The organism is Streptomyces poriticola, from assembly GCF_036689765.1.
In the GTDB taxonomy this organism is placed as follows: Bacteria; Actinomycetota; Actinomycetes; order Streptomycetales; family Streptomycetaceae; genus Streptomyces; species Streptomyces poriticola.
The window spans coordinates 117,351-143,646 of the sequence record NZ_JBAGKH010000004.1; the positions used below are offsets into that span (position 1 = coordinate 117,351).

Sequence of the window (26,296 nt, forward strand, 5' to 3'; positions counted from 1 at the left end):
CGGGTCCGCCCCGGCCCGCGTCACGGCGCCGTGGCCCCGTACACCGGCCGGGGCGGCTCGGCGCGCGCGAGGAGTTCCCGTGCCGCCTCCCCCGCCTGCGCCGGAGTCCAGCGGGCTCCCCGGTCGGCGGTCGGGCCGGGACGCCAGCCCTCCATGACGGTGATCCGGCCGGCCTCGGCCTCGAAGACGCGGCCGGTCACACCCGTGCACTCGGCGGAGCCCAGCCAGACGACCAGCGGCGAGACGTTATCCGGGGCCATGGCGTCGAAGCCGTCGGCGGGCGCGGTCATCGCCTCGGCGAACGTCCACTCGGTCATCCTGGTGCGGGCGGCCGGGGCGACGGCGTTCACCTGCACGCCGTAGCGGCCCAGTTCGGCGGCGGCGACCAGGGTCAGGCCGATGACGCCGGCCTTGGCCGCGGAGTAGTTGCCCTGGCCGACACTGCCCAGCAGCCCGGCGCCGGACCCCGTGTTGACCACGCGGGCCTCGGGTGCGCGGCCGGCCTTCATCTCGGAACGCCAGTGCGCTGCGGCGTGCTTGAGGGGCAGGAAGTGGCCCTTGAGGTGCACGCGCAGCACCGCGTCCCAGTCGTCCTCGCCGAGGTTGACGAGCATGCGGTCGCGCAGGAACCCGGCGTTGTTGACCAGGGTGTCCAGTCGGCCGAAGGCCTCCAGTGCGGTCGTGACCAGTGATGACGCACCGGCGGTGGTCGCGATGTCGCCGGTGTGCGCCGCCGCCTCGCCACCGGACGCGCGGATCTCGTCGACGACCCGCTGGGCGGGCCCCGAGGCGCCGCCGCCGGTGCCGTCCGGCCCGACGCCGAGGTCGTTGACGACGACCCGGGCGCCCTCGGCGGCGAGGGCCAGGGCATGGGCGCGGCCGAGGCCGCGGCCCGCCCCGGTGACGGCGGCGACGCGTCCGGTGCACAGTCCGGCCATCTGGTCTCTCCTTCGTGGATACCCCTGCCGTCAGGCAGGGAAGGAAATGAAGCTCCTGCGGAGCAGGGCGGGGAAAGCCGGTTCGCCGCCAGGGCGGACCCGCGCCCCCCCGACTGCCCGTACCACGTCACGAACTGATGGGGCGGCAGCCCTGCGGCGCGAGCCGCAGGAATCCCCCTCCTCCAGGAGGGGGAGGGAGTCAGGACGGGTCCTGCCTCCCTGCCGCGGGGCTGCTGTGGCGCGTCCGGCACGGGCTGCTGTGGCGCGGCCCGGTGGGAGCGGCGGGTCAGTGGTTGACGGTGGCGGCGTCGAGGAAGGCGGGGCGCTCCCCGCCGCCGTGGATCTGCAGCGCGGCACCGGTGATGTAGGCCGCGCAGTCGGAGGCGAGGAAGACGCAGGCGTCGCCGATGTCGGCGGGCTCGGCGAGCCGGCCCAGGGGCACGGTGCGGCCGACCGCGGCGACGCCGTCCCCGTCCCCGTAGTGCAGATGGGACCGTTCGGTACGGACCATGCCGACGACCAGGGTGTTGACCCGTACCCGCGGCGCCCACTCGACGGCCATGGAGCGGGCCAGGCTGGCCAGGCCCGCCTTGGCGGCGCCGTAGGCGGCGGTGCCGGGCGAGGGGCGGGTGCCGCTGACGCTGCCGATCATCACGACGGAGCCGCCGTCGGGCTGCCTGCGCATCACCTCGTAGGCGGCGAGCGAGACGGTCAGCGGGGCGAGGAGGTTGAGTTCGACGACCCGGGCGTGGCGGGTGGCGCCGCCCTCGTCCAGCAGCCGGTACGGGCTGCCTCCGGCGTTGTTGACCAGGGTGTCGAGCCGGCCGTGCTCGTGCCGGACCCGGGCGAGGAGCCCGTCCACCGCGTCCGGGTCGCGCACGTCGGCGGGCAGGAAGCGGGCCCGGCGTCCGGCCGCCTCGACGGGCCGGTCGGGCGGCCGTCGTGCGCAGGTCACCACCTCCGCACCGGCCCCGAGGAACCCGCGGGCGATGCCCGCGCCGATCCCGCGGGTGCCGCCGGTCACCAGCACCACACGTCCCGACAGGTCGATGACTGTTGCCACTTGGCACCCTCCCGCGGTGCGCGGACCACTGCTACCTTGCACCTAGCGTGCACCTAACAAACGTTTGGTGGAAGGTGGCGGGTCTGCTCATGGGTGTCTCCACCTCCGCCCCGCAGGCGGGCATCTCGGTGGTCACGGTGGACTTTCCACCGGTCAACGCCCTGCCGGTGCGGGGCTGGTACGACCTGGCCGCCGCCGTACGCGCGTCCGGCGCCGATCCGCAGGTGCGCTGCGTGGTGCTCACCGCCGCCGGACGCGGGTTCAACGCCGGTGTCGACATCAAGGAGTTGCAGCGCACGGCCGGGCACAGCGCCCTGGTCGGCGCCAACCGCGGCTGCTACGAGGCGTTCGGCGCGGTCTACGACTGCGAGGTTCCGGTGGTCGCCGCCGTGCAGGGCTTCTGCCTGGGCGGCGGCATCGGTCTGGTCGGCAACGCGGACGCCGTGATCGCCTCCGAGGACGCCACGTTCGGCCTGCCGGAGCTGGACCGGGGCGCGCTCGGTGCCGCGACCCACCTCGCGCGGCTGGTCCCCCAGCATCTGATGCGGACGCTGTACTACACCTCGCGCACGGTCACCGCGGCCGAACTGCACGGTTACGGCTCGGTGTGGCGGGTCGTGCCCCGCGAGCGGCTGGCGGACGCGGCCCTGGAGCTGGCCCGGGAGATCGCCGCCAAGGACGGGACGCTGCTCCGGCTGGCCAAGGCCGCGATCAACGGGATCGATCCGGTGGACGTCCGCCGCAGCTACCGCTTCGAGCAGGGATTCACCTTCGAGGCCGGTCTCACCGGCGTCGCCGACCGGGTACGGGGCGCCTTCGGCACGGAGGACACCGGACGGACGGGACGGGAGCGACGGGCGTGAGGAGCGACGACGGGCACACGGGCGGAGCCGGACACGGGCGCAGGGACAAGACGATGACCGCCGAGGAGGCGGTCGGGCGGCTGGCGAGCGGCATGACGGTCGGCATCGGCGGCTGGGGCTCCCGGCGCAAGCCGATGGCGCTGGTGCGGGCGCTGCTGCGGTCGGACGTCACCGATCTGACCGTGGTCTCCTGCGGCGGCCCCGACGTAGGGCTGCTGGCCGCCTCGGGGCGGATCCGCAGGCTGGTCGCGCCGTTCGTCACCCTGGACTCGGTCCCCCTGGAGCCGCACTTCACGGCGGCCCGGCAGCGCGGCGCGTTCGAGCTGACGGAGCTGGACGAGGCGATGTTCCTGTGGGGGCTGACCGCGGGCGGGCAGCGGCTGCCGTTCCTGCCGGTGCGGGCCGGTCTCGGCTCGGACGTGATGACGGTGAACCCCGGTCTGCGCACCGTCAGGTCCCCGTACGGGGACGGCGAGGAACTGGTCGCGGTCCCCGCCCTGCGGCTGGACGCGGCGCTGGTCCATCTCAACCGCGCCGACCGGCACGGCAACGGTCAGTACCTCGGCCCCGACCCGTACTTCGACGACCTGTTCTGCGAGGCCGCCGACGCCGCGTACGTCTCCTGCGAGCGGATCGTGGACACCGCCGAACTGCTCGCCGCGCACGGCCCGCAGACGCTGCTGGTCGGGCGCGCGTTCGTGACCGGCGTGGTGGAGGCCCCGCACGGTGCGCACTTCACCTCCTGCGCCCCGGACTACGACCGTGACGAGGCGTTCCAGCGGGCCTACGCCGCGGCTGCCCGGGACCCCGGGGCGTGGCGGGCGTTCAGCGAGCGGTTCCTGTCCGGTGGCGAGAGGGGCTACCGGGCCGCGGTGGCGGCGTACGGCGAACGGGAGGCGGAGGAATGAACGACACGGCGGCGGCCCCCGCGGTGACCCGGGCCGAGTACTGCGCGGTGGCCTGTGCCGAGGCCTGGCGGGGTGCGGGCGAGGTGCTCGCGGCCCCCATGGGCACCGTGCCGACGGTCGGGGCCCGGCTGGCGCGGCTCACCTTCGCGCCGGAGCTGCTGCTCACCGACGGCGAGGCGCTGCTGGTCGGCGACGTACCGGCGCTGGGCGGCCGGGCGGGGGCCGTGGAGGGCTGGCTGCCGTACCGCCGGCACCTGGCCCTGGTCGCCACCGGGCGGCGGCATGTGATGATGGGCGCCGCCCAGCTCGACCGCTACGGCAACCAGAACATCTCCTGCATCGGCGACTGGGCCCGGCCGGCGCGCCAGCTGCTGGGGGTGCGCGGCGCCCCGGTGAACACCCTGAACAACCCGACGAGTTACTGGGTCCCGCGGCACTCGAGGCGGGTCTTCGTGGAGCGGGTGGACCTGGTCTGCGGCGTCGGCCACGACCGGGCCGCGGCGGCCGGTCCGTCCGCCACCCGCCACCACCGTCTCCGCGAGGTCGTCAGCGACCTGGGCGTGCTCGACTTCGCCACCCCGGACGGCCGGATGCGGCTGCGGTCGGTGCACCCGGGGGTGACGGTGGACCAGGTGACCGGGGCCACCGGCTTCGCCCTCGCCGTCCCCGACGAGGTGCCGTACACCCGCACGCCCACGGCCGAGGAGCTGCGGCTGATCCGCGAGGTGATCGACCCGACCGGGCTGCGGGGACGGGAGGTCCCGGGATGAGCGGCCCCGCCGCCTCCGGGCCCACGCTGCCGACCCGGCTGACCGGACTCGCCGGCGTCCGGCACCCCGTCGTGCAGACCGGCATGGGCTGGGTGGCCGGCCCCCGCCTGGTCACGGCCACCGCCGAGGCCGGCGCGCTGGGCATCCTCGCCGGGGCCACGATGAGCGTCGCCCGGCTGCGCTCCGCGGTCCGTGAGGTGACGTCCCGTACGGACGCACCGTTCGGGGTCAATCTGCGGGCGGACGCCTCGGACGCGCCCGAGCGGGTGCGGGTCGTCGTCGAGGAGGGCGTGCGGATCGCCTCGTTCGCGCTCGCGCCGTCCCGCGGGCTGATCGCCCGGCTCAAGGACGCGGGCGTGGTCGTGGTCCCGTCCGTTGGGGCGCGGCGGCATGCCGAGAAGGTCGCGGAGTGGGGCGCGGACGCCGTGCTGGTGCAGGGCGCGGAGGGCGGCGGGCACACCGGGAGGGTGGCCACCTCGGTGCTGGTGCCCCAGGTGGTGGACGCGGTGGACATCCCCGTGATCGCGGCCGGCGGCTTCCACGACGGGCGGGGGCTGGTGGCGGCGCTCGCCTACGGTGCGTCGGGCATCGCCATGGGCACCCGGTTCCTGCTCACCTCCGACAGCCCCGTGCCCGACGCGGTCAAGGCCCGGTACCTGGCGGCACAGGTCGCGGACGTCACCGTCACCGACAAGGTGGACGGCCTGCCGCACCGGATGCTGCGCACCGACCTGGTGGACGCCCTGGAGCGCTCCGGCCGGGCCGCCGCGCTGGTGCGCGCCGCCCGGCACGCGGCGGCCTTCCGGCGCGAGTCCGGCACGGGCTGGGCGCGGCTGGTCCGCGACGGACTGGCGATGCGGCACGGCAGGGAGCTGACGTGGAGCCAGGTGCTGCTCGCCGCCAGCACCCCGATGCTGCTGAAGGCCTCCATGGTGGACGGCCGCACCGATCTCGGGGTGATGGCCGCGGGGCAGGTCGCCGGGGTGATCGAGGATCTGCCGTCCTGTGCGGAGCTGGTCGCGCGGATCGTGGCCGAGGCGCACGCGGTGCTGGACCAGCTGCCCGGAGCGGGCGGGCGGGGCCGCGGCGACCGGTCCCCGGCGTGACGGGTGCCGGCGTGACGGGTGCCGGCGTGACGGGTGCCGGCGTGACGGGTGCCGGCGTGACGGGTGCCGGCGTGACGGTGCGGCAGCCGCGGCGGCCGGTCAGAGGCGTTCGACGATCGTGACGTTGGCCTGGCCGCCGCCCTCGCACATCGTCTGCAGGCCGTAGCGTCCGCCGGTGCGCTCGAGCTCGTGCAGCAGGGTGGTCGCGAGCCGGGTGCCGGTGGCGCCCAGCGGGTGTCCCAGGGCGATGGCGCCGCCGTTGACGTTGACCTTCCCGGGGTCGGCGCCGGTCTCCTTCAGCCAGGCCAGCACCACGGACGCGAACGCCTCGTTGATCTCGACCAGGTCGATGGCGTCCAGCGTCATCCCGGCCTTCCTCAGGGCGTGCTCCGTGGCGGGTATCGGCGCGGACAGCATGCGGATCGGGTCCTCGCCGCGTACGGAGAGATGGTGGATGCGGGCCCTCGGGGTCAGGCCGTGGTCGAGTACGGCCTGTTCGGAGGCGATGAGCAGCGCGGAGGCTCCGTCGGAGATCTGGGAGGACAGGGCGGCGGTCAGTCTCCCGCCCTCCGTCAGGGGCGGCAGGGCCGCCATCTTCTCCCGGCTGGTGTCGCGGCGCGGGCCCTCGTCGCGGGTGGTGTCCCCGACGGTCACGGTCTCGCGGTCGAAACGGCCCTCGTCGAGGGCGCGGACGGCCCGGCGGTGGGAGCGGAGCGCGAACTCCTCCATCGCCTCCCGGGAGATGTCCCAGGTGCGGGCGATCAGTTCGGCGCCGTGGAACTGGCTGACCGGCCGGTCGCCGTAGCGGGCCCGCCAGCCCGCGGAACCGGCGTAGGGGCCCTCGGTCAGCCCGAGCGGTCCGGTGGCCTGCCGGGCGGCGAAGGCGATGGGGATCTGCGACATGTTCTGCACGCCGCCCGCGACGACCAGGTCCTGGGTGCCGGAGAGCACGGCCTGCGCGGCGAAGTGCAGCGCCTGCTGGGAGGAGCCGCACTGGCGGTCGACGGTGACGCCGGGCACCTCCTCGGGCAGCCCGGCGGCCAGCCAGCCGGTGCGGGCGATGTCGCCGGCCTGCGGGCCGACGGTGTCCAGGCAGCCGAGGACGACGTCGTCCACGGCGGCCGGGTCGGCGCCGGAGCGCTCCATCAGGGCGGTCAGCACCCGGGCGGCGAGGTCGGCGGGGTGGACGGCGGACAGTCCGCCGCCGCGCCGGCCGACCGGGGTGCGCACCGCTTCGACGATGTAGGCCTCGGCCATGGCGTCTCCTTCTCCGGTGGGTGCGGGGTCGGTTTCATGCGCGCAGTGCGATGCCCTCCAGAAGCATCGACAGGTACTGGCGGGCGATCTCCTCGGGGCTGTGCAGGCCGCCCGGCCGGTACCAGGACGCGGCGACCCAGACGGTGTCGCGCACGAACCGGTAGGTGAGCCGGACGTCCAGGTCGGGGCGGAAGACCTCGTCGGCGACGCCGCGCTCGAGGGTGCCCAGCCACGCCTTCTCGAACCTCTGCTGCGACTCGGCGAGATAGCCGAAGTGCGGCCGGGCCCCGAGGTGCCTGGCCTCCCTCTGGTAGATGGCGACCGCACAGCGGTGCCGGTCGATCTCCCGGAAGGACTCGGTGACGAGGGCCTCCAGGGTCTGCCTGGGGCCGAGTCCGGCGGTGAGCACGGCGTCGTAGCGCGCCCACAGCTCGTCCAGGAAGGTGGAGAGGATCTCGTCCAGCATCGACTCCTTGGAGTCGAAGTGGTAGTAGAGGCTGCCCGCGAGCATCCCGGCCGCGTCCGCGATGGTGCGGACCGTGGTGGCGTTGTAGCCCCGGGCGGCGAACACCTCGGCGGCGACGGCGAGGATCTCCTCGCGCCGCTCGGGCGGGTTCACCGGGGTCTTCTTCCGGTCACTGCTGCTGTTGCTTGTCGGCACCCGGCCATTGTCGCCTCACGGGTGCCGGCTGCTGACCGACAGCACCTCGCCGGTCAGGTACGAGGAGTAGCCGCTGGCCAGGAACACGATCACGTTGGCCACCTCCCAGGGTTCGGCGGGGCGCCCGAACGCCTCCCGGGAGGTCAGCTCGGCCAGCAGCTCGGGGGTGGTGACCCGGGCCAGGTGCGGGTGCAGGGCGAGGCTGGGCGCTACGGCGTTGACCCGCACCCCGTAGCCGGCGGCCTCCATCGCGGCGCACCGGGTCAGCGCCATGACGCCGGCCTTGGCGGCGGCGTAGTGCGCCTGGCCGCGCTGGGCGCGCCAGCCCAGCACCGATGCGTTGTTGACGACGACGCCGCCGGTGCCCGCGGCCCGCATTCGGCGCAGGGCGGCGCGGGTGCAGCGGAACGTGCCGTTCAGGGTGACGTCGAGGACGGTGCTCCACTGTTCGTCGGTCATGTCGGCCAGATCGGCGGTGCCGCCGAGGCCGGCGTTGTTGACCACGATGTCGAGGCGTCCGTGGTGCTGCTCGGCGAGGTCGAACAGCGCACCGACCCGGGTCTCGTCGGTGACGTCGCAGGGCAGCGCGGCGACCCGGTCCGCACCGAACTCGGCGGTCAGGTGGGCCTCGGTCTCCTTCAGGCGGCGGGCGTGTGCGTCGGAGACGAGGACCCGGGCGCCCTCCTCCAGCAGGCGCCGGGCCGTCGCCCCGCCGATCCCGGCGCCTGCGGCGGCGGTGACGACGGCGGCGCGGCCGGTCAGCAGGCCGTGCGCGGGCTGGTACGGCGGTGGGGCCGGCGTGGTCATGGCCGCGCCTCCCGGGGCAGTCCGAGGACGCGCTCGGCGATGATGTCGCGCTGGATCTCGTTGGTACCGGCGTAGACGGTGTCGGCCCGGGAGAAGAGGTACAGCCGCTGCCAGTCGGTCAGTTCGTACGGTGCGCCCGCCGCCAGCATGCCGTCGGCGCCGCACACGTCCATGGCGAGCTCGCCGAGTGCGCGGTGCCAGGTGGCCCAGTAGATCTTGCCGATGGACGCCTCGGGACCGGGTGCGCCGGCCGCGGCGCCGTCGAGCATGCGCAGCGCGTTGCACCGGATGATCTCCAGTCCGGTCCAGGCGCGGGCGAGGCGGTCGCGGATCAGCGGATCGGCGGCGGCGCCGTTGCGCGCGGCCAGGTCGATGAGGGACTCCAGTTCGCGGCGGAAGCCGATCTGCAGGCCGAGGGTGGACACGCCGCGTTCGAACCCGAGGGTGGCCATGGCCACCCGCCAGCCGTCTCCAGGAGCGCCGACGAGGTGGGCGGCTCGGGTGCGGGCGCCGTCGAAGTACACCTCGTTGAACTCGGAGGTGCCGGTCAGCTGGGTGACGGGCCGGATGTCCACACCCGGCTGGTCCAGCGAGACCAGCAGATAGGAGAGTCCGGTGCGGCGGGTGGAGCCGGGCTCGGTGCGGGCCAGCACGAAGCACCAGTCGGCCAGGTGGGCGAGGGAGGTCCAGGTCTTCTGCCCGGTGACCACCCATGCGTCTCCGTCCCGTACGGCGCGGGTGCGGACACCGGCCAGGTCGGACCCGGCGTCCGGCTCGCTGTAGCCCTGGCACCACAGCTCCTCGACGGCGGCGATCGGGGCGAGGAACCGCCTGCGCTGTTCGGGGGTGCCGAAGGCGATGAGGGTGGGGCCGAGGAGCTGTTCGCCGATGTGGCCGACGCGGGCGGGGGCGTCGGCGAGGGCGTACTCCTCGTGGAAGGCGACCTGCTGCTCCAGGGTCGCGCCCCGGCCGCCGTACTCCTCGGGCCAGCCGACGCAGGTCCACCCTTCGGCGGCCATGTGCCGCTCCCAGGCGAGCCGTTCGGGGAACGCCTCGTGCTCGCGGCCGGGTCCGCCGCGTCCGCGCAGGCTCGCGAACTCGCCGGTGAGATGGGCCCGCAGCCAGCCGCGGACCTCGGTGCGGAACTCCTCGGCGGTGCTCATCGGCGGCTCCCGACGGCGCTCGGCGGTCTCGACGGCTGACGACCCGTCACGATAATCTACCAAACACTTGTTAGGGAAGGAGATGCGGATGGCCGCCGCCCGCACCGTGCCCCAGGGACCCGTCCGCTACGAACGCCGCGGCGCAGTCGCCGTGGTGACGCTGCATCGGCCCGAGTACCGCAACGCGCAGAACTCGGCGATGACCTACGCCCTCGACGACGCCCTGTACCGCGCGGCGGACGACGACGAGGTGCGGGTCGTGGTCCTGGCCGGTGCGGGCGAGCACTTCAGTGCCGGACACGACATCGGCAGCCCCGGGCGGGACGCGCAGCTGCCGTTCGAGCGCCGGGCCGGGCTCTGGTGGGACCACTCGGACAAGGCGGGTGCCGAGGCCCGCTACGCCCGCGAGTCCGAGGTGTATCTGGGCATGTGCCGGCGCTGGCGGGAGCTGCCCAAGCCTGCGGTCGCCGCGGTGCAGGGCGCATGTGTCGCCGGCGGGCTGATGCTGGCCTGGGTGTGCGACCTGATCGTCGCCTCCGACGACGCCTTCTTCGCCGATCCGGTGGTGCGGATGGGCATCCCCGGTGTGGAGTACTTCGCCCACCCGTGGGTGCTGCCGCCGCGGATCGCCCGGGAGCTGCTGTACACCGGGGACCGGATGAGTGCGCGGCGCGCCTACGAGCTGGGGATGGTCAACCGGGTGGTGCCGCGCGCGGAGCTCGCCGACCGCACCCTGGAGCTGGCGGAGCGGATCGCCGCGATGCCGCGGATGGGCCTGGCCCTGGCCAAGCGCGCGGTCAACCAGGCCGAGGACCTGCAGGGCCTGCACGCCGGCCTGGACTCGGTGTTCGGGCTGCACCATCTCGCCCACGCCCACAACGCCGAGACCGGCGACGACCCGCTGGGTGGAATGGACGTACGCGCGATGAAGGAGGCGCGCGGCTGATGGACCTCGACTTCACGGCCGCCGAGGACGCCTTCCGCGCCGAGGCCCGGGCCTGGCTCGCCGCACATGTGCCCCGGGCTCCGCTGCCGTCCCTGGAGACCGCCGAGGGGTTCGCCGCCCACCGGGAGTGGGAGCGCACGCTGGCTGCAGGCCGCTGGTCGGCGGTGTCCTGGCCCGAGGAGTTCGGCGGCCGGGGCGCCTCCCTGACCCAGTGGCTGATCTTCGAGGAGGAGTACCACGCGGCGGGTGCACCCGGCCGGGTCGCCCAGAACGGGATCTGTCTGCTCGCCCCGGCCCTCTTCGCGTACGGCACCGCCGGGCAGCGGGCCCGGGTGCTGCCTCCGACGGCGAGCGGGGAGGTGATCTGGGCGCAGGCCTGGTCCGAGCCGGAGGCGGGGTCCGATCTCGCGTCGCTGCGTTCCACCGCCGTACGCACCCGGGACGGCTGGCGGCTCAGCGGCCAGAAGACCTGGTCGTCCCGGGCGGCCTTCGCCGACCGGGCCTTCGGCCTGTTCCGCAGCGACCCGGACGGCACGGACCCGGACCTCCGGCACCGGGGCCTGACGTATCTGATGTTCCCGCTGGACGCGGACGGCGTGACGGTACGGCCCGTCGGCCGGCTGGACGGCAAGCCCGCCTTCGCCGAGGTGTTCCTCGACGACGTCCTCGTGCCGGACGAGGACGTCGTCGGCGAACCCGGGCAGGGCTGGCGGGTGGCGATGAGCACCGCCGGTGACGAACGGGGGCTGACGCTGCGCAGCCCGGGCCGCTTCACCGCCGCCGCCGAGCGGCTGGTCCGGCTGTGGCGGGAGCGGGCCGACCCGGCCGACACGGCGCTGCGGGACCGGGTCGCCGACGCGGTGATCGGCGCCCGTGCCTACCGGCTGTCGGCGTACGCCACCGCCTCCCGCCTCGCCGCAGGCGGGTCGGTCGGTGCCGAGGCCAGTCTGAACAAGGTGTTCTGGTCCGAGCTCGATCTCGCCCTGCACGAGACCGCCCTGGACCTGCTCGGCCCGTTCGGCGAACTGTCCGACACGGCCGCGGAGGCGCCCGGGCACGGGCGCTGGGCCGAGGGGCACACCTTCGCCCTGGCCGGGCCGATCTACGCGGGCACCAACGAGATCCAGCGGGACATCGTCGCCGAGCGGCTGCTCGGTCTGCCGAAGGGGCGCCGGTGATGCGGTTCCTGCCCGACGCCGAACAGCGCGAGTTCGCCCGCAGCCTGGACGGGATGCTCGCCGAGTCGCACACACCCGGCGTGGTCCGCGCCTGGGCGGGCGGGGACCACGGGCCGGGCCGCGCCCTGTGGGCCCGGCTCGCCGACGCCGGCGTCCTCGCCCTCGCCGTGCCCGAGAAGCACGGGGGTCTGGGCCCGCTCCCCGTGGAACTGACGGTCGCCTGCACCGAGCTGGGCCGGCACGCCGTGCCCGGGCCGCTCGCGGAGTCGGTCGCGGCAGCCGCCCTCCTGGCGCGGCTGGACTCCCCGCGGGCCTTCTCCTGGCTGTCCCGGATCGCCGCCGGGACCGCGCTGGTCTCCCTCTGCGCACCGGCCGGCGGCAGCCCGTACGCCCTCGACCCCGACACCGCCGACGCGGTGTTCGTCGTGGACGGCGACACCGTGCGCCTCGCCCGGGAGCACGGCCCGCTGCAGCCCTCGGCCGACCCGGCCCGGCGGCTGGCCCGCCCGGTCGGCGGTGCCGTGCTGGCCCGGGGCCCGGAGGCGACCGCGGCAGCCGCGCACGCCGTCGACGTAGCGGCGCTGGCCACCGCGGCGCAGGCCCTCGGGCTGGGCCGCGCCCTGCTGGCCCGCACCGTCGAGCACGTCCGCCGGCGCACCCAGTTCGGGGTGGCCGTCGGCTCCTTCCAGGCCGTGAAGCACCGGCTGGCCGACACCCTCCTCGCCCTGGAGTTCGCGCAGCCCCTGCTGTCCGCCGCGGCCCTCGCCCTGCAGGCGGGGGACCCGGCGGCCGGGGCTGCGATCGCCGCGGCCAAGGTGACCGCCGGGGAGGCGGCCCACACGGCGGCCCGTACGGCCCTGCATCTGCACGGCGCCCTCGGCTACACCGAGGAGTTCGACCTCTCCCTGTGGATCCGCAAGGCCCGCCCGCTGCGCGACGCATGGGGCACCCCGGCCGTGTGCCGGGCCCGGGTCCTGGCCGCGGGGGCACCCGGATGAGATGGACCGAGGAGCAGCGGGAACTGCGCTCGGCGGTGCGGTCGCTGCTGGCGCGTCACGAGGGGGCGGCGGCCTGGCCGCCGCTGACCGGGCAGATCGGCGCGGCCGGGCTCGCCGTGCCCGAGGAGTACGGCGGCACGGGCGGCGGGGCCCGTGACGTGCACGTGGTGATGGAGGAGCTGGGGCGGGTGCTGAGCCCCGCACCGTATCTCGGCTCCGCGGTGCTCGCGACGCAGGCGCTGCTCGTCTCCGGGGACGGCGCGGCGTGCGCCCGGCTGCTGCCCGGGCTGGCCGTGGGCCGCGCCACGGGCAGTCTGGCGTGGGCCGAACGGGGCTCCTGGGACCCGGCGGCGATCCGGGCCGAGGCCGCGCCCGGACCGGATGCCCTTCCCGGTCCCGGCGGGACCTGGCGGCTGACCGGTGCCAAGGAGCATGTGCTGGACGGCGCGGTGGCCGACGTGCTGCTGGTGGCCGCCCGTACCCGGGCCGGGGTCTCGCTGTTCCGGGTGGCGGTGGACGACCCGCGCGTGCGGCGGGAGGCGGCGGTGACCCTGGACGGCACTCGAGCGCAGGCGCGGATCGTGCTGGACGGCGCCGAGGGCCGGCTCGTCGGAGCGGACGGCGACGGCGACCGGGTGCTGCGGCGCGTGCTGGACCTGGGGTGCACGGCGCTGGCCGCCGAGCAGACCGGCGCGGCCGAGCACTGTCTGCGGGCGACGGTCGCCCACGTGCGGACCCGGGTGCAGTTCGGGCGGCCCATCGGCTCGTTCCAGGCGGTGAAGCACCGGCTGGCGGACGCCTATGTGCTGGTGGAGTCGGCGCGCTCGGCGGCGCTCGGGGCGGCGTTCGCGGCCGACGCGGGGTCGTCGGAGCTGACCCGCCGGGCGGCCGTCGCCAAGTCCGCCTGCTCGGAGGCGTTCTCGGCGGTGGCGGGCGAGATGATCCAGCTGCACGGCGGGATCGGCATCACCTGGGAGCACGACGCGCACCGCTACTTCAAACGCGCCCACGGTACGGGCCTGCTCCTCGGCCCGCCCGCCTGGCACCGGCAGCGGCTCGCCGCCGAGCTGGGTCTGACGGCGGTCTGACTCTCCGCCGGGTGCACCGGCCGGGTCCAGCGGGCGGGTTCAGCGGGCGGGTCCAGCGGGCGGGTCCAGCGGCCGGGTTTCAGCGGGCAGGGCGCGTTCCCGGTTCCCCTTCCGGCCCGGTGCTCTGCGTCACCCGGCCGCCGGGATGGCGCAGGGCACACAGGAACGCCAAGCCCAGGGCGATCGCCATGCCGTAGAACACCCACTGGTTGGCCTCGGCGAAGTCCAGGCGTACGGCGTCCATCGCCTCCCGCATCGCGGTGGCGGCGGCGTCGCTGCCGCTGGGCGGTCGGGCGTCGCCGCTGCCGGTGACGGACTCGCTGATGTCCCGGGCCACGCCCTCGGCGACCTCCGCGGGCACACCGCGGGACTCCAGGGTGTCCACCACCTTGTCGGTGGTGACGTGGGTCAGGACGGTGCCGAAGACCGCCAGCCCCACACTGGCCGCGTAGTTGCGCACGGTCTGGGTGATGCCGGTGACCTCGCCGTACGACGCGCCGATGGCACGGTTGACCGCGTCGGTGGAGGCCGGGGCGAGGATGAAGCCGATGCCGGCTCCGGCGAGGGCCGCGTAGGGCCACTGGTCGTGCATGGACAGATGCGTCAGCCTGGCCGCCCACAGGGCGAACCCCACCGCGCCCACGGCCGCGCCGAGCCGCAGCGCCGGGCGCGGGCCCTGCCTGTCCAGGATCCGCCCGCCCCACTGCGAGGCGATCGCGAACCCGACGAAGAAGTACAGCAGGTACAGGGCCGCCTGGTTGGGCGAGGCGCTCAGGGACACCTGGGCGTAGACGGAGGCGAAGAAGAAGACCGGGACGAAGGCGAGCATGGCGAAGAACAGCACCGCCACGTCCGCGCTGAACGCCTTGTCCCGGAAGACCCGCAGATCGATCAGCGGATGGCGCAGGCCCCGCTCGTACCGGACGAACCCGGCCAGCAGGGCGAGGCCGCCCACGATGCACACCCAGGTCGCGGCGTGGTCCCAGCCCCAGGACCAGGACTGCTGGAAGCCGAGGACGCCGAGCCCCATGCCGGCGGCGATCAGGGCCGCGCCCCGGACGTCCAGGGTCCCGGCGCGGGGCCGGTCGGCGATGTGCGCCGCCGCGGTGAGGGCCAGCGCCACCAGTGCCACGGGGACGTTGACCCAGAAGACGGCGCGCCAGGTCCAGCCCGTGAGCCAGCCGCCCAGCAGCGGGCCGAGGGCGGTCAGCGCGCCGGAGACGCCGAAGAACAGGGCGAGGGCGCGGCCACGGCGTTCGACCGGGAACACCGCCACCACCACGGCCAGCGCCGCCGGGAACAACAGGGCGGCGCCCAGGCCCTGGGTCGCGCGGAACACGATCAGCCAGGTCTGCGCCGCCTCGCCGGCGGGGACGCAGCCGCACAGCACCGACGACACGACGAACACGAGGGTGCCGGTGACGACGACACGCCGGGGCCCGTGGAGGTCCGCGAGCCGGCCGCCCAGGGCGAAGAACGCCGCCAGGGCGAGCAGATAGGCGTTGACCACCCACTGCATGCCGGAGCTGGACAGGTCGAGTTCGCGGACGATGTCGGGGGCCGCGATGGCGACGATGGTCTGGTCGATGAACGTCATGGAGACGGCGAACATCATCGCCGCCAGCGTCAGCGGCTGGTTCGGCGACGGCCGGTGTGCCTCCGTCGGGTCGCCGCGTCCCGTCCCGGTGGATCTCACCGGCCCAGTCTGCGGCGGGGCGGGCCGGCCCGCATCAGCTGCGCCGCTCCGGTCCCGGGTGCGGGGGCGGCTCGCAGGCCGCCTCCAGGGGTGGTGCCGACACCCCGCAGTGCAGGTGGCACTCGGGCTCGGCGGCGGGCTCCTCGGCCGGGGCGGGGACGGGGGTGCGTACGGCCGTCCAGGCGATCAGGGCACCCAGCACGAGCACGCCCGCGCACATCGGCATGGCCTGCCGGTAGGTGTCCTGGAACTGGTCGGGCGACCGGTACGCCTCCGGACCCATGCCGGTCAGCAGCGGCAGTGCGGCCACGGCCAGCAGTCCCGCGGCGCGCGCGGCGGCGTTGTTGATGCCGCTGGCCAGTCCGGCCCGGCCGGCCTCCACCGAGGACAGGACGGTGGCGGTGAGCGGGGCGACCAGGGTGACCATGCCCAGGCCGAGCACCACCAGGGCAGGCAGCACATCGCGCGCGTAGTCGGCGTCCGCGCCGACGCGCAGCATCAGCAGCATCCCGGCGGCGCACAGCAGCGGGCCGACGGTGAGCGGGATGCGGGGGCCGATGCGTTCGCCGAGGGCGCCGGAGCGGCCGGAGAGCAGCAGCATCAGTACGGTCGTGGGCAGCAGTGCGGTGCCGGCGCCGAGCGCGGAGTATCCGGCGACGGTCTGGAGTTGGAGCGCGGTCAGGAAGAAGAAGCCGCCGAAGGCCGCGTACACGCACAGGGTGACCAGGTTGGTGGCGGTGAACAGCCGGGACCGGAAGATCGTGGGCGGCAGCATCGGGTCGGGCCGGCGCCGTTCCACCAGGACGAAGACGACGCCGGCCGCGGCGCCGACCGCGCCGGCGACGGGTGCCGCGTCGATCAGGGCGTAGGTGACGAGGGCGAGCACCGCCGCGCCCAGCGTGGCGCCGAGCACGTCGAAGCGCCCGCTCTGCCGGATGTCGCGCGACTCGGGGACATGGCGGAGCGCGACGGCCAGACACAGCAGCGCCAGCGGCACGTTCAGCAGGAACACCCAGCGCCAGCCGGGCCCGTCCACCAGCCAGCCGCCCACGAACGGCCCGATCGCGGCGCCCACTCCGCCCAGGCCGGACCAGATGCCGACGGCCCTCGCCCGGTCGTCCGGGTGGAAGGTGGCCTGGATGAGCGCCAGGGACCCGGGGGTGAGCAGCGCGCCGCCGATGCCCTGCAGCGCGCGGGCACCGATGAGCACCGCCGGGTTCGGGGCGAACCCGCACAGCAGTGAGGCGAGCGCGAACCACACCACCCCGATGACGAACACCCTCCGGCGGCCGTAGCGGTCGCCCAGCGCACCACCGAGCAGGATCAGCGCGGCCAGCGTGAGCATGTAGCCGTTGACGGTCCACTGCAGCGCCGCCAGGTCGGCGTCCAGGTCGCGCCCGATGTGCGGAAGCGCCACGGTCACCACGGTGGCGTCGAGCATCGCCATGGTGGAGCCGAGCACGGTCGTCAGCAGCACCCGGCGGCCCACGGCCGTTCCGGTCCGTACGGTGCCGGCGTCCTGCTCCATACCAGGATCCTCCCCGCCCGGCTGCGACGCGGCCAGCCGCGGGCCCCGGGCAGCGCCGGATGCGGCCGGCTCGGACCGACGGCTCAGACGGGCGGCTCCTCCTCGAACGGGTCCAGCAGCGCACGGGCGCTCTGCGCGCCTCCCGTGCCGCCGATGCCGCCGGACCCGCCCGGGACCAGGCGGCCCCACGAGCGGGCCCGGCCCAGCGCGCTCAGCCGCCTGCCAGGCGGACCGCCCGCCGCAGGTCCGCCGGTGTACGGCCGGGGCCGGTCCACGGCTCCAGGTAGGCGTCGCGCAGGCGGGGCAGTACGCCGGGCCCGTAACGGGCGCAGGCCTTCCGGGGCCTTCCATGTGGCGGGAACCGTGACCCGTGCGAGTGAGGAACGGGATTCGTGTCGACGCCCGCGGGTCGGAATGTCGGACCATCTCAGGCAGCCGGTCCACCGCGCCGGTGACGCAGCTGCCCGTCGGAAGGCCCGCCATGCGCATCCTGCTCATCGCCAGTGCCTGCAACAGCCTCACCCAGCGCGTGCACGCAGAACTGCGCGAGCACGGGCACCGCGTCGCCGTCGAGGTCACGCCGCGCAGCGAGGACGTGCGCACCGCCGTAGCCCGGCACGACCCGGATCTGGTCGTGGCGCCCATGCTGAAGGCCGCCGTGCCGCGGGACGTCTGGTCGGCCCGGACCTGTCTCATCGTCCACCCGGGACCCGTCGGCGACCGGGGGCCGTCCTCCCTGGACTGGGCCCTCCACGAGGGCGTCGCCGACTGGGGCGTCACCGTCCTGCAGGCCGAGGAGGAGATGGACGCCGGGCCCGTGTGGGCGACGGCTCCGCTGTCCGTGCCGGCGGACACCGGCAAGAGCGACCTGTACCGCAACGAACTGGCCGACGCCGCCCTGGACGCCGTGCTGACGGCCGTGGAGCGGTTCGCGTCCGGCTGCCATACGCCGCTCGACCAGCACACCCTGCCGAGGACGCCGGACGCCCGGACCCGCCCCCCGATGCTCCGGCGGACCCGCCGGATCGCATGGGCCGAGGACCCGACCGCGACGGTGCTGCGCAAGCTGCGCGCCGCCGACTCGCAGCCCGGTGTCCCGGACGAACTGCTGGGCGCCGAGTGGTTCCTGCACGGCGGCCGTCCGGAGCACCGGCTGCGCGGCCGGCCCGGCGAACTGCTCGCCACCCGGGCGGGCGCGGTCTGCCGGGCCACGGCCGACGGTGCGGTGTGGCTGCCGGAGCTGCGGGCCCGCACTCCGGCCGGTACTCCGCGTGCCTGCAAGCTGCCCGCCGTGCTCGCCCTGGGCGAGCGTTTGGCCGGGGTGCCGGAGCTGCCCGTGCCCGTCCTGCCGTCCGCGGACGACACCACCTGGACGGACATCCGCTACCGCGAGCTGGGCCCGGTGGGCGTGCTGTCGTTCTCGTTCCCCGGCGGCGCGATGTCCACCGGCCACTGCCGGCGTCTGCTGGCCGCCTACCGGGCGGCCTGTGAGCGGCCCACCACGGTCCTGGTGCTGGGCGGCGCCCGCGACTTCTTCTCCAACGGCATCCATCTGGGCGTCATCGAGGCGGCCGGCGACCCGGCCGCGGAGTCCTGGGCCAACCTGAACGCGATGAACGACCTCGTCGAGGCCGTGCTGACCACCACGGACCGGCTGGTGGCCGCCGCGATCGGCGGCAACGCGGCGGCGGGCGGGGTGATGCTGGCGCTGGCCGCCGACGAGGTGTGGTGCCGCTCCGGCTCCGTGCTCAATCCGCACTACCGGCGGATGGGTCTGTACGGCTCGGAGTACTGGACGTACAGCCTGCCGCGCAGGGTCGGCGCCCCGGTGGCGGAGCGGCTCACCCGCGAGGCGCTGCCGGTCGGTGCCGCCCGCGCCCGGGACCTCGGCCTGGTCGACCGGGTGGTGGACTGCGCCCCCACCCGCTTCCCCGCGGAGGTCACCCGGCTGGCCGAACGATGGGCGGCCTCCCCCGGGCTGCAGGCACGGCTGGCCGCGAAGAAGGCCGAGAGCGAACGACGTGAGGCGATCACCCCGCTGGCCGCGGTCCGCGAGCGGGAACTCGGCCGGATGCGCAGCATCTTCTACGACCCCGGTGCCCCGTACCACGCGCTGCGGCGGGCGTTCGTGCGCAAGGAGACGGCACCGTCCGGGCCCGGGGCAGCACGTGCGCCGGGGTCCGGTTCCGCCGACGCTTAGCAGGAAGACCGGCCGGTCTCCGGCCCCGCCCGTACTCCTCCCCAGGAGGCCCTGATGAACGCCGCGTCACCCACCACCAGCGAGGAGCCGGACACCTCCGGCGCCGTCGGCACCGACGAGAAGCCGATCCACATCCTCTGGATCAACGCCGGGCTGAGTTGCGACGGCGACTCGGTCGCGCTGACGGCCGCCATGCAGCCCAGTATCGAGGAGATCGCCCTGGGCGCTCTGCCCGGCCTGCCGAAGATCGCCGTGCACTGGCCGCTGATCGACTTCGAGTGCGGTCCGGTCGGCGGTGCCGACACGTTCATCGAGTGGTTCTTCAAGGGAGAGCGCGGCGAGATCGACCCCTTCGTGCTGGTGATCGAGGGGTCCGTCCCCAACGAGGCGATCAAGCAGGAGGGCTACTGGTGCGGCTTCGGCGACGACCCGGAGACCGGGCAGCCCATCACCACCAGCGAGTGGATCGACCGGCTCGCCCCCAAGGCGCTGGCGGTCGTCGCGATCGGCACCTGCGCCACGTACGGCGGCATCCACGCGATGGAGGGGAACCCGACCGGCGCGATGGGTGTGCCCGACTATCTGGGCTGGGACTGGACCTCGCAGGCGGGCATCCCGATCGTCTGCGTGCCGGGCTGCCCCATCCAGCCCGACAACTTCGCCGAGACCCTCACCTACCTGCTCTACCAGGCCGTCGGCTCCGCGCCGATGATCCCGCTCGACGACAAGCTGCGCCCCACCTGGCTGTTCGGGGCGACCGTGCACGAGGGCTGCGACCGGGCCGGGTACTACGAGCAGGGCCAGTTCGCGGCGGACTACAACTCCCCCGAGTGCCTGGTGAAGGTCGGCTGCTGGGGGCCGGTCGTGAAGTGCAACGTGCCCAAGCGCGGCTGGATGAACGGCATCGGCGGCTGCCCGAACGTGGGCGGCATCTGCATCGCGTGCACCATGCCCGGCTTCCCGGACAAGTTCATGCCGTTCATGGACGAGCCGCCCGGCGCCAAGCTCTCCAGCACCACCAGCGGCGCCTACGGCGCGGTGATCCGCCGGCTGCGGAACATCACGGCCAGGAGCGTCGACCAGGAGCCCAAGTGGCGCCACACCGGAAGGAAGATCACCACCGGCTACCGGCCGCCCTGGTGACCGGCCCCGGCCCCGACGGCCGTCCCCCGTCACCCCCGTCACCCCCGTCACCCCCGTCACCCCCGCGAACAGCCTGCACCGACCCGACCGAAGGGCAACACAGACACCATGGCGACCTCGACGAAATCCGGTGACGGCACCGGCCTGGTGGAGATGAGCTGGGATCCGATCACCCGGATCGTGGGCAGCCTCGGCATCCACACGAAGATCGACTTCAAGCAGAAGCGGGTCGCGGAGTGCTACAGCACCTCGTCGGTCTTCCGCGGCTACAGCGTCTTCATGCGCGGCAAGGACCCGCGCGACGCGCACTTCATCACCAGCCGCATCTGCGGCATCTGCGGCGACAACCACGCCACCTGCTCGGTGTACACGCAGAACATGGCGTACGGCGTGAAGCCGCCGCACCTCGGCGAGTGGGTCATCAACTGCGGCGAGTCCGCCGAGTTCATGTTCGACCACAACATCTTCCAGGAGAATCTGGTCGGGGTCGACTACTGCGAGAAGATGGTCCGCGAGACCAACCCCGGCGTGCTGGAGCTCGCCGAGCGCACCGAGGCGCCGCACGCCGCCGACCACGGCTACCGCACCATCGCCGACATCATGCGCGCCCTCAATCCGCTGGAGGGCGAGTTCTACCGCGAGGCGCTGTCCGTCAGCCGCTACACCCGCGAGATGTTCTGCCTGATGGAGGGCCGCCACGTGCACCCCTCCACCCTGTACCCCGGCGGTGTCGGCACGGTGGCCTCGGTCCAGCTGTTCACGGACTACATGACCCGGCTCATGCGGTACGTCGAGTTCATGAAGCGGGTCGTGCCGCTCCACGACGACCTGTTCGACTTCTTCTACGAGGCGCTGCCCGGCTACGAGGAGGTCGGCCGGCGGCGGGTGCTGCTCGGCTGCTGGGGCGCCTTCAACGACCCCGAGTACTGCGACTTCACCTACGCCAACATGACGGACTGGGGCCGGCGGATGTTCGTCACCCCGGGCGTGATCGTGGACGGCAAGCTGGTCACCAACGACCTGACCGAGATCAACCTCGGCATCCGGATCCTGCTGGGCAGCTCGTACTACGAGGACTGGGAGGGCCGGGAGAAGTTCGTCACCCACGACCCGCTCGGCAACCCGGTCGACGCGCGCCACCCGTGGAACCAGCACACCATCCCGGCGCCGCAGAAGCGGGACTTCGACGACAAGTACAGCTGGGTGATGTCGCCGCGCTGGTTCGACGGCAAGGAGCACCTGGCGCTGGACACCGGTGGCGGCCCGATCGCCCGCCTGTGGTCGACCGCCCTGTCCGGGCTGGTGGACATCGGGTACGTGAAGGCCACCGGCAACAGCGTCGTCATCAACCTTCCGCGCACCCTCACCAAGCCGGAGACCACCTTCGAGTGGAAGATCCCGCGGTGGAGCAACGCGCTGGAGCGCAACCGCGCCCGCACCTACTTCCAGGCCTACGCCGCCGCGGTGGCGCTGCACAGCGCGGAGATGGGCCTGGCGGAGGTGCGCGCCGGACGCACCCGGACCTGGGAGAAGTTCGAGGTGCCGGACGAGTCCATCGGCGTCGGCTTCACCGAGGCGGTGCGGGGAGTGCTGTCCCACCACATGGTGATCCGGGACGGCAAGATCGCCAACTATCACCCGTATCCGCCGACCCCGTGGAACGCCTCCGTGCGCGACAGCTACGGCACGCCGGGCCCGTACGAGGACGCGGTGCAGAACACCCCGATCTTCGAGGAGAACTCCCCGGAGAACTTCAAGGGCATCGACATCATGCGCGCAGTGCGCAGTTTCGACCCCTGTCTGCCGTGCGGCGTCCACATGTACGTGGGCGGCGGCAGGACGGTGCAGAGCATGCACGTGCCCACCGGCCTGAGCGGGCTCGGCGGATGAGCGGGGCGCACGGCACGGTGCACGACGGCGCGGTGCGGGACGCGGCGGCGAGCGCTCGGACGGCCGGGCGGAGGGTCGAGGAGGTCCTCGACCGGCTCGCCGGCTCCGGTGACCGCGCGGCCTGCGACACCGCCGAGGAACTCGTCCGGGTCCTGATGGAGTTCTACGGCGCCGGACTGGCCCGCGTCGTCGACCTGCTGGGCCGCGATCCGGGCCGTGCGGCCGGCGAGGTCCTCGAGGCGCTCGGCGGCGACGAGCTGGTGGCGGGCCTGCTGGCGCTGCACGGGCTGCACCCGGACGACGTGACCACGCGGATCGACCGGGCGCTCCAAGGCCTGCCGCAGCCCGTGGAGAACGCCGGATTCGACGCCGGGTCGGGCGAGCTGAGGCTGCGCACGACGGGCTCCGCCGGATGCGGCTGCGGCGGCACCCTGGAGGCGGTCGAGCGGGCGGCGCGGGACGCGCTGGCGGGTCTGGCCCCGGAGGTGACGGAGGTGGTGCTGGAGGCGGGCCCGGCACCCGGGCCGGCGCTGCTGCAGATCGGCGCGGGTCCGCCGGGCAGCGCCCGGGCGGGCGGCCGGGCCCCGGCCCCGGCGGCGCCGTGAGCGCCGGGCGGACGGCCGTCGACCGGGCCGTGCGGGCGGGCGCGGCTCCCGGGGCCCGCGGCCCCGCCCGCCGGGGTCTGGGCCGCTTCACCGCGCCCCGGGAACCCCGCGCGGAGCGCTGCGAGCTGTGCGCGGCGCCGCTGGCCGACGCGGCACACCGGCATCTGGTGGACACCGAGCGCCGGGCCCTGGCATGCGCCTGCGATCCGTGCGCCCGGCTGCTGGACCGTTCGGGCGGGCGGACCGGCCGCTTCCGCACGGTGCCCGGCCGCATCCTGAGCGACCCGGGGCACCGCATCGACGACCAGGCGTGGGAGCGGCTGCGCATCCCCGTCGGCGTCGCCTTCTTCTTCCGCAACTCCGCGCTGGGCCGGCTGGTCGCGCTGTATCCGAGCCCGGCCGGGGCGACCGAGAGCGAACTGGAGCCGGAGTCCTGGCAGTCCGTCCTGGGCGGCTCCCGGCTGGCGGAGCTCCTCGAACCGGATGTGGAGGCGCTGCTGCTGCGCCGCCACCAGGGCCGGGTGGAGTGCTTTCTGGTGCCGGTGGACCTCTGCTACGAACTGGTCGGCCGGATGCGGCTGCGGTGGCAGGGCTTCGACGGCGGTGCCGGGGCGCGCGCCGATCTGGACGCCTTCTTCGACCGGGTCCGGGACCGCGCCCGTGAGGCTCCCCGGCCGGACGGGAGCCGCTCGTGACCGAGTTCGCCTTCACCTGTACCGGGGTGCGGGCCGACCCGTACGCGGCCGGTCCCACGCTGGTGTTCCGGCTGCGGGTCGCCGCGGCTCCGGCCGTCCGGGTGCACGCGCTGGCGCTGCGCTGCCAGATCCGGATCGAGCCCGCCCGCCGCGGCTACACCGGCCCCGAGGCCGAGCGGCTCCGCGACCTGTTCGGGGAACGGTCCCGCTGGGGAAGCAGCCTCCACCCCGTGCAGTTCGCGCAGGTCCCGGTGATGGTGCCGGGGTTCACCGGTGAGACCGAGGTCGATGTGCCGGTGCCGTGCACCTACGACCTGGATGTCGTCGCCTCCCGCTACTTCGATGCCCTCCAGGAGGGCGAGGTGCCGCTGCTGATGCTGTTCTCCGGCACCGCCTTCACCGGCGCCGGCGGCTTCCATGTCGAGCCGGTGCCCTGGGACCGGGAGGCCGCCGTCCGGATGCCCGTCAGGACCTGGCGGGAGATGGTCGACCGGCACTTCCCGGGCTCGGGCTGGCTCCGGCTGCCCAGGGACACGATGGACGCGCTGCTCGCCCACCGGTCGCGGCGTGCGCTGCCGTCCTGGGAGGCGACGGTCGAGGATCTGCTGACGGCGGCCGGGGAGAGGACACCGTGACCACGACACCGACGCCGCCCACGACGGCGTTCCCCTCCGCGACCGAGGCCCGGCTGGCCGTGGCCCGCCAGGTCGCCGACGCGGTGCTGTTCGAGGGGTATGTGCTCTACCCGTACCGTGCGTCGGCGGCGAAGAACCGGTTGCGCTGGCAGTTCGGTGTGCTGGTGCCGCCGGCCTGGACGGCGGTCGCCGACGAGCACGACTTCCAGCACACCGAGCTGCTGATGGAACCCCGGCACGGTGCGACGCTCACCGTCGAGGTGCGGTTCCTGCACACCCAGCGGCGCACCGTCCAGCGCAGGCTGCCGGCCGGCGGCTTCGAGACGGTGCCGGAACTGCCCCTGGACGACCGGGTACTGGTGCCCTGGGACGAGGGCCGTGCGGAACAGGTGCGGCTGCGCGTCCCCGTGACGGGGCTGCACGGCGAGGGCACGGTGGTGCCCTTCACCCGTCCGGCGGCCGAGGAGACCGAACCGGTCACGGACGCCGACGGGCATCTCGTGGGGCGGCTGGTGCGGCGCCGGGAGGAGATCCGCGGTGCGGTGCGGCTGTCGGCGGCCGAGCTGGACGGCCCGTACTCCGTGCAGCGGTTGACCGCGGTGGTGGAGAACACCAGCGGCTGGACGCCCCCGGAGGGCGCCGGCCGCGATGCGGCCCTCCCCCGGTCCCTGGTCGCCACTCACGTCGTGCTGTGCCTGGACACCGGGCGGTTCCTGTCGCTGACCGACCCTCCGGAGTGGGCCCGGGGCGCCGTCGCGGACTGCCGGAACGTGCACACCTGGCCGGTGCCGGCCGGCGAGCCGGGCTCCTTCGACCTGGTGCTGTCCTCGCCGATCATCCTGGACGACCACCCCGCCATCGCCCCCGAGAGCCCCGGAACCCTGTACGACGCCACGGAGATCGACGAGATCCTCGCGCTGCGCACCGCCGCCCTGACCGACGAGGAGAAGCGCGAGGCCAGGGGCACCGACGACCGGGCCGCCGCGGTGATCAGACTGGCCGACTCGCTGCCCCCGGAGGTGCTGGACCGGCTGCACGGCGCGGTGCGCAACCTGAGTGCGGTCACCGCGACCGGCCCGCCCGCGCTGCACACTCCCGGCGCCGGGGGGACACCGGAGCCCGGCGGGGGCGACACGGCGCCGGGTGCGCTCCGGCCGGAGGCCCCGTGGTGGGACCCGGGCGCCGATACCTCCGTCGACCCGGCCCGCGACCACGTGCTGGTCGACGGGCGGCCGGTGCGGGCGGGCAGCCGCGTGGTGCTGCGGCCCCGGCTGCGGCACACCGACGCCCAGGACCTGTTCCTCGACGGCCGGCGCGCCCTCGTCGAGGCGGTCCTGCACGACGTCGACGGCGGGGTGCACCTCGCGGTCACCGTCGAGGACGACCCGGGCGCCGACATCCGCCGGGAGCAGGGCCGCTATCTCTACTTCCAGCCCGACGAGATCACCGTCGCGGACCCCGGGGAGGACGTATGAGCACCGCGCCCGCTCATCGCCCGCGCACCCTGGTCGCCGGGGTGGGCAACATCTTCCTCGGTGACGACGGCTTCGGCGTGGAGGCGGCCCGGGTGCTCGCCGGCACGGAACTGCCGGCGGGCGTCGAGGTCGCCGACGTCGGCATCCGCGGGGTCCATCTGGCCTACCGGCTGCTCGACGGGTACGACACCCTCGTCCTGCTCGACGCGACGGCGCGCGGCGGCCGGCCGGGCACCGTGTACGTGATCGACGCGACGGTCCCCGGCGGCCGGCGGCCCGCGCAGTCGGGCGCCCCGCTGGACGGCCACCGGATGACGCCCGACGCGGTGCTGGCCCTGCTGGACACCTTGTGCGCCGGCACCGGCGCGGCCCCTCCGCGGCGCGTCCTGGTGGTGGGCTGCGAACCCGCCACCGTCGAGGAGGGCATCGGCCTCAGTCCGCCGGTGGCCGCGGCCGTGCCCGGCGCGGTGCGCACCGTCGGCGAACTGGTCCGCGACGCGGCCGTCGTCCCCTGAGCGTCCGGCTGACGCACCGTCCCTCACCCGCCCGCCCACACCCCCGGAGAACACCATGAACAAACGCGTCATCGGCGGTGCCGCCGCCACCACACTGGCGGCGGTCGTCGCCGGCTTCTGGACCGACCTCCGGCGCTACCTGCGGATCCGCAGGATGTGACCCCGGCA

Annotated in this window: 26 protein-coding genes; 17 read left to right on the forward strand and 9 right to left on the reverse strand. The window is 74.6% G+C overall.

What is annotated here, in order from left to right:
• Nucleotides 1-20: 20 nt before the first annotated feature.
• The gene (locus tag V5O46_RS08115) at nucleotides 21-938 is read right to left on the reverse strand and encodes an SDR family oxidoreductase (protein ID WP_332883793.1); all 918 of its coding nucleotides are present in this window, start codon (nucleotides 936-938) and stop codon (nucleotides 21-23) included.
• A 286-nt stretch (nucleotides 939-1,224) separates the two neighbouring features.
• On the reverse strand, nucleotides 1,225-2,001 hold the full coding sequence (locus V5O46_RS08120; protein WP_332883794.1) for an SDR family oxidoreductase: 777 nt from the start codon (nucleotides 1,999-2,001) through the stop codon (nucleotides 1,225-1,227).
• 89 nt (nucleotides 2,002-2,090) lie between these two features.
• Between V5O46_RS08120 and V5O46_RS08125 the strand changes: the two genes are divergently transcribed.
• From V5O46_RS08125 to V5O46_RS08140, 4 genes are read left to right on the forward strand one after another with little or no spacing between them, the layout of a single operon-like run.
• Nucleotides 2,091-2,864 carry an enoyl-CoA hydratase family protein gene (locus V5O46_RS08125; protein ID WP_332883795.1) on the forward strand — a complete coding sequence of 258 codons (774 nt, stop codon included), beginning with the start codon at nucleotides 2,091-2,093 and terminating at the stop codon, nucleotides 2,862-2,864.
• Nucleotides 2,865-2,917: 53 nt separating this feature from the next.
• Nucleotides 2,918-3,772 (forward strand): CoA transferase subunit A, encoded by an 855-nt coding sequence (locus V5O46_RS08130; protein ID WP_332884120.1) that lies wholly within the window; start codon nucleotides 2,918-2,920, stop codon nucleotides 3,770-3,772.
• Nucleotides 3,769-4,542, forward strand: a complete 774-nt coding sequence (locus V5O46_RS08135; RefSeq protein ID WP_332883796.1) for a CoA-transferase subunit beta — start codon at nucleotides 3,769-3,771, stop codon at nucleotides 4,540-4,542. The genes V5O46_RS08130 and V5O46_RS08135 overlap by 4 nt, the downstream gene beginning before the upstream one ends.
• Nucleotides 4,539-5,648: an NAD(P)H-dependent flavin oxidoreductase gene (locus V5O46_RS08140; RefSeq protein ID WP_332883797.1), complete on the forward strand. Its 1,110-nt coding sequence runs from the start codon at nucleotides 4,539-4,541 to the stop codon at nucleotides 5,646-5,648. Before V5O46_RS08135 ends, V5O46_RS08140 begins: the two co-directional genes overlap by 4 nt.
• 99 nt (nucleotides 5,649-5,747) lie before the next feature.
• On the opposite strand, the gene V5O46_RS08145 is transcribed toward V5O46_RS08140, so the two are convergent.
• From V5O46_RS08145 to V5O46_RS08160, 4 genes are read right to left on the reverse strand one after another with little or no spacing between them, the layout of a single operon-like run.
• Nucleotides 5,748-6,905, reverse strand: coding sequence for an acetyl-CoA C-acetyltransferase (locus tag V5O46_RS08145; RefSeq protein WP_332883798.1), 1,158 nt, complete (start codon nucleotides 6,903-6,905; stop codon nucleotides 5,748-5,750).
• Between the two features lie 34 nt (nucleotides 6,906-6,939).
• Complete coding sequence (locus V5O46_RS08150) at nucleotides 6,940-7,566, reverse strand: TetR/AcrR family transcriptional regulator (RefSeq protein WP_332883799.1); 627 nt, start codon at nucleotides 7,564-7,566, stop codon at nucleotides 6,940-6,942.
• 15 nt (nucleotides 7,567-7,581) lie between these two features.
• Nucleotides 7,582-8,373, reverse strand: coding sequence for an SDR family oxidoreductase (locus V5O46_RS08155; protein WP_332883800.1), 792 nt, complete (start codon nucleotides 8,371-8,373; stop codon nucleotides 7,582-7,584).
• Nucleotides 8,370-9,536, reverse strand: coding sequence for an acyl-CoA dehydrogenase family protein (locus tag V5O46_RS08160; protein WP_332883801.1), 1,167 nt, complete (start codon nucleotides 9,534-9,536; stop codon nucleotides 8,370-8,372). Before V5O46_RS08160 ends, V5O46_RS08155 begins: the two co-directional genes overlap by 4 nt.
• An 82-nt stretch (nucleotides 9,537-9,618) precedes the next feature.
• On the opposite strand from V5O46_RS08160, the gene V5O46_RS08165 reads away from it, so the two are divergent.
• Genes V5O46_RS08165 through V5O46_RS08180 form a run of 4 tightly spaced genes read left to right on the forward strand, consistent with a single transcriptional unit; the run spans nucleotide 9,619 to nucleotide 13,746 of the window.
• Nucleotides 9,619-10,482 (forward strand): enoyl-CoA hydratase, encoded by an 864-nt coding sequence (locus tag V5O46_RS08165; RefSeq protein WP_408648940.1) that lies wholly within the window; start codon nucleotides 9,619-9,621, stop codon nucleotides 10,480-10,482.
• Entirely contained in the window at nucleotides 10,482-11,660 is a 1,179-nt protein-coding gene (locus V5O46_RS08170; RefSeq protein WP_332883803.1) for an acyl-CoA dehydrogenase family protein, read from the forward strand. Before V5O46_RS08165 ends, V5O46_RS08170 begins: the two co-directional genes overlap by 1 nt.
• Complete coding sequence (locus tag V5O46_RS08175) at nucleotides 11,660-12,658, forward strand: acyl-CoA dehydrogenase family protein (protein WP_332883804.1); 999 nt, start codon at nucleotides 11,660-11,662, stop codon at nucleotides 12,656-12,658. The genes V5O46_RS08170 and V5O46_RS08175 overlap by 1 nt, the downstream gene beginning before the upstream one ends.
• On the forward strand, nucleotides 12,655-13,746 hold the full coding sequence (locus V5O46_RS08180) for an acyl-CoA dehydrogenase family protein (RefSeq protein ID WP_332883805.1): 1,092 nt from the start codon (nucleotides 12,655-12,657) through the stop codon (nucleotides 13,744-13,746). The genes V5O46_RS08175 and V5O46_RS08180 overlap by 4 nt, the downstream gene beginning before the upstream one ends.
• 79 nt (nucleotides 13,747-13,825) lie before the next feature.
• Here the strand turns inward: V5O46_RS08180 and V5O46_RS08185 are convergent, their stop codons facing one another.
• From V5O46_RS08185 to V5O46_RS08195, 3 genes are all read right to left on the reverse strand, one after another.
• A complete protein-coding gene (locus V5O46_RS08185) occupies nucleotides 13,826-15,361 on the reverse strand; it encodes an MFS transporter (protein ID WP_332884121.1) in 1,536 nt (511 codons plus the stop codon).
• 115 nt (nucleotides 15,362-15,476) lie between these two features.
• Nucleotides 15,477-16,970 carry an MFS transporter gene (locus V5O46_RS08190; RefSeq protein WP_332883806.1) on the reverse strand — a complete coding sequence of 498 codons (1,494 nt, stop codon included), beginning with the start codon at nucleotides 16,968-16,970 and terminating at the stop codon, nucleotides 15,477-15,479.
• A gap of 83 nt (nucleotides 16,971-17,053) precedes the next feature.
• Entirely contained in the window at nucleotides 17,054-17,245 is a 192-nt protein-coding gene (locus V5O46_RS08195; RefSeq protein WP_408648941.1) for a hypothetical protein, read from the reverse strand.
• Nucleotides 17,246-17,451: 206 nt separating this feature from the next.
• Here V5O46_RS08195 and V5O46_RS08200 point away from each other — a divergent pair, with 206 nt between their 5' ends.
• The 9 genes from V5O46_RS08200 (at nucleotide 17,452) to V5O46_RS31855 (ending at nucleotide 26,288) form a co-directional block, all read left to right on the forward strand.
• Nucleotides 17,452-19,170: a hydrogenase maturation protein gene (locus V5O46_RS08200; protein WP_332883807.1), complete on the forward strand. Its 1,719-nt coding sequence runs from the start codon at nucleotides 17,452-17,454 to the stop codon at nucleotides 19,168-19,170.
• Nucleotides 19,171-19,224: 54 nt separating this feature from the next.
• Entirely contained in the window at nucleotides 19,225-20,313 is a 1,089-nt protein-coding gene (locus V5O46_RS08205) for an NADH-quinone oxidoreductase subunit B family protein (protein ID WP_332883808.1), read from the forward strand.
• Between the two features lie 108 nt (nucleotides 20,314-20,421).
• Nucleotides 20,422-22,203, forward strand: coding sequence for a nickel-dependent hydrogenase large subunit (locus V5O46_RS08210; protein WP_332883809.1), 1,782 nt, complete (start codon nucleotides 20,422-20,424; stop codon nucleotides 22,201-22,203).
• Nucleotides 22,200-22,808 (forward strand): hypothetical protein, encoded by a 609-nt coding sequence (locus V5O46_RS08215; protein WP_332883810.1) that lies wholly within the window; start codon nucleotides 22,200-22,202, stop codon nucleotides 22,806-22,808. The genes V5O46_RS08210 and V5O46_RS08215 overlap by 4 nt, the downstream gene beginning before the upstream one ends.
• A gap of 29 nt (nucleotides 22,809-22,837) precedes the next feature.
• Nucleotides 22,838-23,503 carry a DUF5947 family protein gene (locus V5O46_RS08220; RefSeq protein ID WP_332884122.1) on the forward strand — a complete coding sequence of 222 codons (666 nt, stop codon included), beginning with the start codon at nucleotides 22,838-22,840 and terminating at the stop codon, nucleotides 23,501-23,503.
• A complete protein-coding gene (locus V5O46_RS08225; protein WP_332883811.1) occupies nucleotides 23,500-24,138 on the forward strand; it encodes a DUF6084 family protein in 639 nt (212 codons plus the stop codon). The genes V5O46_RS08220 and V5O46_RS08225 overlap by 4 nt, the downstream gene beginning before the upstream one ends.
• Nucleotides 24,135-25,613 carry a hypothetical protein gene (locus tag V5O46_RS08230; RefSeq protein WP_332883812.1) on the forward strand — a complete coding sequence of 493 codons (1,479 nt, stop codon included), beginning with the start codon at nucleotides 24,135-24,137 and terminating at the stop codon, nucleotides 25,611-25,613. Before V5O46_RS08225 ends, V5O46_RS08230 begins: the two co-directional genes overlap by 4 nt.
• The gene (locus V5O46_RS08235) at nucleotides 25,610-26,128 is read left to right on the forward strand and encodes a hydrogenase maturation protease (protein WP_332883813.1); all 519 of its coding nucleotides are present in this window, start codon (nucleotides 25,610-25,612) and stop codon (nucleotides 26,126-26,128) included. The genes V5O46_RS08230 and V5O46_RS08235 overlap by 4 nt, the downstream gene beginning before the upstream one ends.
• Nucleotides 26,129-26,183: 55 nt before the next feature.
• A complete protein-coding gene (locus V5O46_RS31855) occupies nucleotides 26,184-26,288 on the forward strand; it encodes a DUF6893 family small protein (RefSeq protein WP_408648942.1) in 105 nt (34 codons plus the stop codon).
• Nucleotides 26,289-26,296: the final 8 nt, after the last annotated feature.

Excerpts from the sequence above, each read along its gene's own strand:
- V5O46_RS08215 (WP_332883810.1), top strand. The coding sequence starts at position 22,200 with ATGAGCGGGGCGCACGGCACGGTGCACGACGGCGCGGTGCGGGACGCG.
- V5O46_RS08115 (WP_332883793.1), bottom strand. The coding sequence starts at position 938 with ATGGCCGGACTGTGCACCGGACGCGTCGCCGCCGTCACCGGGGCGGGC.
- V5O46_RS08135 (WP_332883796.1), top strand. The coding sequence starts at position 3,769 with ATGAACGACACGGCGGCGGCCCCCGCGGTGACCCGGGCCGAGTACTGC.
- V5O46_RS31855 (WP_408648942.1), top strand. The coding sequence starts at position 26,184 with ATGAACAAACGCGTCATCGGCGGTGCCGCCGCCACCACACTGGCGGCG.
- V5O46_RS08170 (WP_332883803.1), top strand. The coding sequence starts at position 10,482 with ATGGACCTCGACTTCACGGCCGCCGAGGACGCCTTCCGCGCCGAGGCC.
- V5O46_RS08160 (WP_332883801.1), bottom strand. The coding sequence starts at position 9,536 with ATGAGCACCGCCGAGGAGTTCCGCACCGAGGTCCGCGGCTGGCTGCGG.
- V5O46_RS08185 (WP_332884121.1), bottom strand. The coding sequence starts at position 15,361 with ATGATGTTCGCCGTCTCCATGACGTTCATCGACCAGACCATCGTCGCC.
- V5O46_RS08180 (WP_332883805.1), top strand. The coding sequence starts at position 12,655 with ATGAGATGGACCGAGGAGCAGCGGGAACTGCGCTCGGCGGTGCGGTCG.
- V5O46_RS08210 (WP_332883809.1), top strand. The coding sequence starts at position 20,422 with ATGGCGACCTCGACGAAATCCGGTGACGGCACCGGCCTGGTGGAGATG.
- V5O46_RS08175 (WP_332883804.1), top strand. The coding sequence starts at position 11,660 with ATGCGGTTCCTGCCCGACGCCGAACAGCGCGAGTTCGCCCGCAGCCTG.
- V5O46_RS08125 (WP_332883795.1), top strand. The coding sequence starts at position 2,091 with ATGGGTGTCTCCACCTCCGCCCCGCAGGCGGGCATCTCGGTGGTCACG.
- V5O46_RS08200 (WP_332883807.1), top strand. The coding sequence starts at position 17,452 with ATGCGCATCCTGCTCATCGCCAGTGCCTGCAACAGCCTCACCCAGCGC.
- V5O46_RS08140 (WP_332883797.1), top strand. The coding sequence starts at position 4,539 with ATGAGCGGCCCCGCCGCCTCCGGGCCCACGCTGCCGACCCGGCTGACC.
- V5O46_RS08235 (WP_332883813.1), top strand. The coding sequence starts at position 25,610 with ATGAGCACCGCGCCCGCTCATCGCCCGCGCACCCTGGTCGCCGGGGTG.
- V5O46_RS08165 (WP_408648940.1), top strand. The coding sequence starts at position 9,619 with ATGCGGATGGCCGCCGCCCGCACCGTGCCCCAGGGACCCGTCCGCTAC.
- V5O46_RS08205 (WP_332883808.1), top strand. The coding sequence starts at position 19,225 with ATGAACGCCGCGTCACCCACCACCAGCGAGGAGCCGGACACCTCCGGC.
- V5O46_RS08145 (WP_332883798.1), bottom strand. The coding sequence starts at position 6,905 with ATGGCCGAGGCCTACATCGTCGAAGCGGTGCGCACCCCGGTCGGCCGG.
- V5O46_RS08190 (WP_332883806.1), bottom strand. The coding sequence starts at position 16,970 with ATGGAGCAGGACGCCGGCACCGTACGGACCGGAACGGCCGTGGGCCGC.
- V5O46_RS08130 (WP_332884120.1), top strand. The coding sequence starts at position 2,918 with ATGACCGCCGAGGAGGCGGTCGGGCGGCTGGCGAGCGGCATGACGGTC.
- V5O46_RS08155 (WP_332883800.1), bottom strand. The coding sequence starts at position 8,373 with ATGACCACGCCGGCCCCACCGCCGTACCAGCCCGCGCACGGCCTGCTG.